Annotated in this window: 6 protein-coding genes; 5 read left to right on the forward strand and 1 reads right to left on the reverse strand. The window is 50.1% G+C overall.

Annotated features, from left to right (window positions below; genetic code table 11):
• Positions 1–285: 285 nt before the first annotated feature.
• From KDK13_RS17955 to KDK13_RS17975, 5 genes are all read left to right on the forward strand, one after another.
• Complete coding sequence (locus tag KDK13_RS17955; RefSeq protein ID WP_257286368.1) at positions 286–831, forward strand: GNAT family N-acetyltransferase; 546 nt, start codon at positions 286–288, stop codon at positions 829–831.
• 313 nt (positions 832–1,144) lie between these two features.
• The gene (locus tag KDK13_RS17960) at positions 1,145–2,458 is read left to right on the forward strand and encodes a dicarboxylate/amino acid:cation symporter (protein WP_257286369.1); all 1,314 of its coding nucleotides are present in this window, start codon (positions 1,145–1,147) and stop codon (positions 2,456–2,458) included.
• 101 nt (positions 2,459–2,559) lie between these two features.
• Positions 2,560–3,204 (forward strand): thiamine phosphate synthase, encoded by a 645-nt coding sequence (gene thiE / locus KDK13_RS17965; protein WP_257286370.1) that lies wholly within the window; start codon positions 2,560–2,562, stop codon positions 3,202–3,204.
• 59 nt (positions 3,205–3,263) lie between these two features.
• Positions 3,264–4,559: a glutamate-1-semialdehyde 2,1-aminomutase gene (hemL, locus tag KDK13_RS17970; RefSeq protein ID WP_257286371.1), complete on the forward strand. Its 1,296-nt coding sequence runs from the start codon at positions 3,264–3,266 to the stop codon at positions 4,557–4,559.
• Between the two features lie 78 nt (positions 4,560–4,637).
• A complete protein-coding gene (locus tag KDK13_RS17975; protein WP_257286372.1) occupies positions 4,638–5,282 on the forward strand; it encodes a hypothetical protein in 645 nt (214 codons plus the stop codon).
• 107 nt (positions 5,283–5,389) lie between these two features.
• Here the strand turns inward: KDK13_RS17975 and KDK13_RS17980 are convergent, their stop codons facing one another.
• A complete protein-coding gene (locus tag KDK13_RS17980) occupies positions 5,390–5,716 on the reverse strand; it encodes a DUF1820 family protein (protein WP_257286373.1) in 327 nt (108 codons plus the stop codon).
• Positions 5,717–5,739 lie beyond the last annotated feature (23 nt).

Consider the following 5,739-nt stretch of genomic DNA (forward strand, 5'->3'; position numbering starts at 1 on the left):
AACGAGTGATATTTGAACTTCGACAGATTTATCGTTGTATGGTTCTTCCCCTCCCCATTAATTCTTTAATTCCATATTCGGATGGCTGGCTGCGATCACATCAGTAATCAAAAAACAGGGCTGACAGAATGCTTTGTGGGCCTGACCATGCTGGCTATTGCCAGTTCACTTATATTCATTTAACTTTTTTTCTTCACTTTGCTTGACCTGACCATAACTTCATGTTTTATCGTGCTACCTGTCCAGAAACAGGCAGGTGCAATGTAATTGATTTGGAGGCTATGAGTGGAGTTTTCAGTTTACGATCCAGGCGAAATTGACGAGATCAGAGATCTTTTTACCAGAACATTTACAGACTCGGAAAGTGAGGGCGAAGGAACAATGGTCGGCAACCTTGCCTATGAGTTAATGAACACAACAGACAACAATGATCTCTTTGTTTTTGTTGCCCGGGATCATCATCATGGCGCGCAGATTGTCGGCTGCATTATCTTTTCACGGTTAACCTTTGACAATGGTATCGATGCTTTTCTGCTGTCACCAGTTGCTGTCAGCACTGATTGCCAGGGCAAGGGTACCGGTCAGGCATTGATTAACTTTGGCCTGAGCAACTTAAAAGACAATGGCACAGAGTTGGTATTTACCTACGGTGATCCCAACTATTATTCGCGAACCGGGTTTGCGCCGGTCAGTGAAGCCGTGATCAGGGCACCACTGCCACTGTCCCATCCGGAAGGCTGGTTAGGCCAGTCGCTGGTCAGCAAGACGATTGAGCCAGTGAATGGTAAACCACAATGTGTCAAGGCGATGAATAAGCCTGAAATCTGGTAATCAGGATAAAGGGTAGTCAACTTGTTGCCTACCCTGTTTCTATTGAACAATAATCACAGGCAACTTGAGTCGCCAGCCAACACAGGATTGGTAATTAACACACCACCATCTACCGTTCGAATCTCTTCAAAATCCGGTCATGGCGCACCTTCAGGAAATTCAATAATTTTCATCTAAAATAGGAACTTACCCTAAAAAACCACCATTTTTTAATCTTTTATGGGAACTTGTTACTGTTAAAGCGTTCCAAATAAGTAATGGGGGCATTAATCAGCAGAGCCGATTCACTGTTATGTTGAGTGGAGGATGTACGATGCAGAAAAATCTAGCCCCCCATATACTGTTTGCCCTGATACTGGGAATGGTCACTGGCATTATTATCCAGTTGGCTGTCTCTCCCGAAGGAGTTGTTCAGGAGTACCTGGTCAATGGCCTCTTTCACGCCGTTGGCGTGATGTTCGTGGCAATGATAAAAATGCTGGTTGTCCCCCTGATTTTTGTCTCCATTGCCCACGCCGTGTGCAGCGTTAATGATATCACTCAGGTGGGTAGACTGGGGGTTAAAACCTTTGGCATCTACCTGGGCAATACATTTTTTGCCATCCTGTCAGCCATTATTATCACATTGATGATTGCGCCGGGCACCGGAGCCAATCTTGGTCACGTTGATCAACTGGTTCGCTCTGGCCAGTCTGAACTCCCATCCCTGCTGGCGATGATTATTAATGTGGTGCCGGTGAACCCTTTTCAGGCGTTGGTAGAAGGCAATATTCTGCAAATTCTCTTTATGGCAATCATTACCGGTATTGCCATAAAGAAGCTGGAAAACCACGAAACCCACAGTGTCAGCAATGCCATTTCCCTGGCGAACAGCGTGATGATGAAGCTGATTGGCATGGTCATGAGCATGGCGCCCTATGGGGTTTTCTTTCTGACCGCCAAACTGGCCGCCACCTTGAACGGCAGCAGCATTTTAAGTGTGCTTTCCTATGTACTGACCTGCCTGCTTATTATGGGCCTTTGGCTGTTTGTCATTTATCCGGTACTGATCGGGCTGGTCATTAAACGTTCCCCGCTGGTGTTTATCCGCCACACCCGTGAACAGGTAATTTTTGCCCTCTCGACCGCCAGTTCCAACGCCTCCATTCCTATCACTTACCAGACACTGATCGAAAAGTTCAAAGTCCCGGAACATATCGCCGGCTTCACGGTTCCTTTGGGAGCAACGATTAATATGTCCGGTTCTGCTATCTATATGAGCGTTGCCGCCCTGTTTGTGGCCAATGCCTGGCATGTTGACCTGAACCTTCTGGAAATGGGCACCATGGGCTTCACTACCTTTCTTCTGGCCGTCGCTACCGGAGGCATTCCCGGCGGAGCAGCCGTCTCTACCGGTGTACTGTTACACACCATGGGTCTGCCAGTTGAGGCCATGGCGATTATTCTTGCCACTGACCGGATTACCGATGCGGGTTGCACGGTCACCAATGTTGTTGGCAATACGGTTGCCGGCATTCTCTGCTCAGTGGGTGAAGCCACTCCCGAAACCAGCGAAAAAAACTCATCAGGCAGTGAGTGTGTTGCTATCGATTCCGATGCGTTATCGGGAAAGCCTGACCTTTGCTAGTACAATCAATGCTGGTCTCATGGTTAATAATGAACGTCCCCTAAAGACAAGGGCAATTAACTGGTATACTCTGCCGCATATTTAATAATTGGGTATGGACCATGCATAGATTTCACGGCCTGTACGGTATTACCGATAGTCAACTGCAACCCGATGACAGAATACTGATCGAGACGGTAGAACAAGCCCTGACAGGCGGTATGAAAGTCCTTCAATACCGCGATAAAAGCCTCGATTCCGGTAAAAGACTGCGACAGGCTGGTGCATTGAAGGTTCTCTGCCATCAATATCAGGCCCTGCTGATCATCAATGATGACATTGAGTTGGCACTTGATGTAGAAGCTGATGGTGTTCACCTTGGCCAGCAGGATCAAAGTCTTGCCCATGCCAGGGAGCGGCTGGGTGATTACGCCATTATCGGTACCAGCTGTGAGAACTCTCTCGAAAAGGCAAGGGTCGCCGTTGAACAGGGTGCCGACTATATAGCCTTTGGCAAATTCTTCCCCTCCCGAACCAAACCCGATGCAAAAAATGCAGAGCTGCCCATTCTTGCTGAAGCCCGGGAACTGTTTGACCTGCCCATCGTCGCCATTGGCGGCATCACAATGGACAATGCCTCTGAGGTAATTTCTGCCGGCGCTGATATGGTTGCCGTCGTTAATAACCTGTTTGCGGCACAGAATATCCGGGAACGTTCACAGAATTTTATGGCTCTGTTTAACGATACACAGCGTAAAGCTGTTTAACCTGCCCCAATCGCAAAATAAAAAATAGCGGCACAGCCTGTTTTTAAGGAATTTACACCATGTCTCGTTCTGAAGAACTTTTTGCCGATGCCCAGACGGTCATCCCCGGGGGAGTCAACTCACCGGTCAGAGCCTTTAAAGGCGTTGGCGGCAAGCCCATCTTTTTTAAAAAAGCCCGTGGCGCTCATCTTTATGATGTGGATGGCCGGGAATATATTGACTACATCGGCTCCTGGGGGCCCATGATCCTGGGTCACAACCACCCGGATGTGATTGCAGCCGTGCGTGACCAGGCACTTGCCGGCCTGAGCTTTGGGGCACCAACGGAGCTGGAAACCCGGCTGGCCAAGAGGGTACGGGAGATGGTTCCCTCCATGGAGCTTCTGCGCATGGTCAACTCCGGTACCGAAGCGACCATGAGTGCCATTCGCCTGGCCCGTGGCTTCACCGGTCGTGATCGAATCGTCAAGTTTGAAGGCTGCTACCATGGCCACTCTGATTCCCTGCTGGTAAAAGCCGGTTCCGGAGCCCTGACTCTGGGCGTGCCCAACTCTCCGGGCGTTCCCGCTGCGCTGGCCGAAAAAACCATTACCCTGGCCTACAACAACCTTGCCGAGGTTGAAGAAACCTTCAAACTGGTTGGCCATGACATTGCCTGCATCATCATTGAACCGGTGGCTGGCAACATGAACTGCATTCCACCCGTGCCGGGCTTTCTGGAAGGGTTGCGCAAGCTGTGTGATGAATACGACACTATTCTTATATTTGATGAAGTTATGACAGGTTTCCGTGTTGCCCTCGGTGGAGCCCAGGCCTATTACGGCGTAAAACCCGACCTGACAACACTGGGTAAAATTATTGGCGGTGGCCTGCCAGTGGGCGCTTTTGGTGGTCGAAGGGACATTATGGAGCACCTGGCGCCACTGGGCCCTGTGTACCAGGCCGGAACACTCTCTGGTAACCCTCTGGCCATGGCTGCCGGTCTGGCCACCCTGGAAAACCTCTCCACCCATGGCTTTCATAAAGCCCTGACGGAGAAAACCGCTGCACTTCTGACCGGTCTCAGGGAAAAAGCAGAAGCCGCCGGTATACCTTTCACCACATCCCAGGCAGGCGGCATGTTTGGTCTATTTTTCACAGATCAGTACAGCGTCGGCAACACCATAGACAGCTTTACCAAAGTAATGTCGTGTAATACCGACCGTTATGCCAAATTTTTCCATGGCATGCTGGATAATGGCGTATACTTGGCACCCTCAGCATTTGAGGCCGGATTCATATCCATTGCCCACGGTCAGGCAGAACTGGACGCCACCTTGAAGGCGGCAGAAAAAGCATTTGCCCTGCTGAACTGATTCAGCAGATAGAGAACGGGGTATGACTATCCTGCCTCGTCATTTCCAGGTAGAAAATAATTCAATGGTTACACCGTCTTGCAAACTATGAGTTCTCTGGCCATTTCCGATGCAGTGCTGGCTTTTGCCTGCCTTTTTGCTGTTTTCCTTATGGCTCAGCAGAAGAGTTTTGCTGAAGTGCATCGCGTTTCTGCCACTGCAGCACTGTTTGGATTCCTGCTAATGGCACTGGCATCCATTACTGGCAGCCTGCGTTATGGTATCTCCAGTGCCTGGTCAGGCCCCCACGACATGCTGGTGAATGCCGCCATGTTTCTTGCCCCGCCATTGACCGGCATCGCTACCTGCCTTGGTGTTACCGTCAGCAGCTGGAGCCGGGCAGCGTGGGGCAGGCTGATATTGGGCGTGTGCATCGTTTACGAAGTCTGTCGATGGTTTGGGGCAGACATCATTTACCGTGACCTGCAAATGGCTGTTCTGCTGATTTTCGCGTCATATCTGCTATTACGCTCATCAATGGAGTCCGGTCCGAAGTGGCTGATCATTGCCTCTGTTGCCAGCTATTTTACCGGTGCACTGATCATCGGTACCAAGGGCACACTCGCTGGCTATCTGAGGCTGGATTTATTCCGGTACCTGATTGGACTGGGCAACCTGCTGCTGAGCAGCGGCCTGTATCTACTGTTTAAAAACCGGTATCAAAACAATCAGGTGTCTGTCTGACGATCAACAGGGAGTTGACGGCTTTTGGCCGCCCACTGTTGGTTAACGCCATCTGAAAAGAGAAGTCGACCCGGGATTCCCACGCGCTGCGTGGGAATCCTGCGGCTTTAATCCCTGGAAGGCAAATGGGGCATTGCGGGAAAAGGTCGGACATTATCACCTTTTGCTTCGGAGACCTTGCCAGTCCCCTCTTTTTCCACCTCATCAATACGAATAATGGTGTTCAGTGGAATGTAACTGCGCTTTACCCCTTCAAAGGCTGCCTTCAGTTTCTCCTCACCCGGGTCAACCAGCAGCTGACTTCGCTCGCCGAAGACAAACTCCTCAACCTCAATAAAGCCCCAGAGTTCACTCTGGAAGATCTGCCGGGCATAGATTTCAAACACTTCGCCCTGATTTTGAAAAATTACACGGAAAATGGGGGTTTTCGCCATTAGGTTCTAATACCACGTTAATT

This window comes from Endozoicomonas sp. SESOKO1 (assembly GCF_024606265.1).
In the GTDB taxonomy this organism is placed as follows: domain Bacteria; phylum Pseudomonadota; class Gammaproteobacteria; order Pseudomonadales; family Endozoicomonadaceae; genus Endozoicomonas.

Coding starts and splice junctions, on each gene's coding strand:
- hemL (WP_257286371.1), top strand. CDS start 3,264: ATGTCTCGTTCTGAAGAACTTTTTGCCGATGCCCAGACGGTCATCCCC.
- KDK13_RS17980 (WP_257286373.1), bottom strand. CDS start 5,716: ATGGCGAAAACCCCCATTTTCCGTGTAATTTTTCAAAATCAGGGCGAA.
- KDK13_RS17960 (WP_257286369.1), top strand. CDS start 1,145: ATGCAGAAAAATCTAGCCCCCCATATACTGTTTGCCCTGATACTGGGA.
- thiE (WP_257286370.1), top strand. CDS start 2,560: ATGCATAGATTTCACGGCCTGTACGGTATTACCGATAGTCAACTGCAA.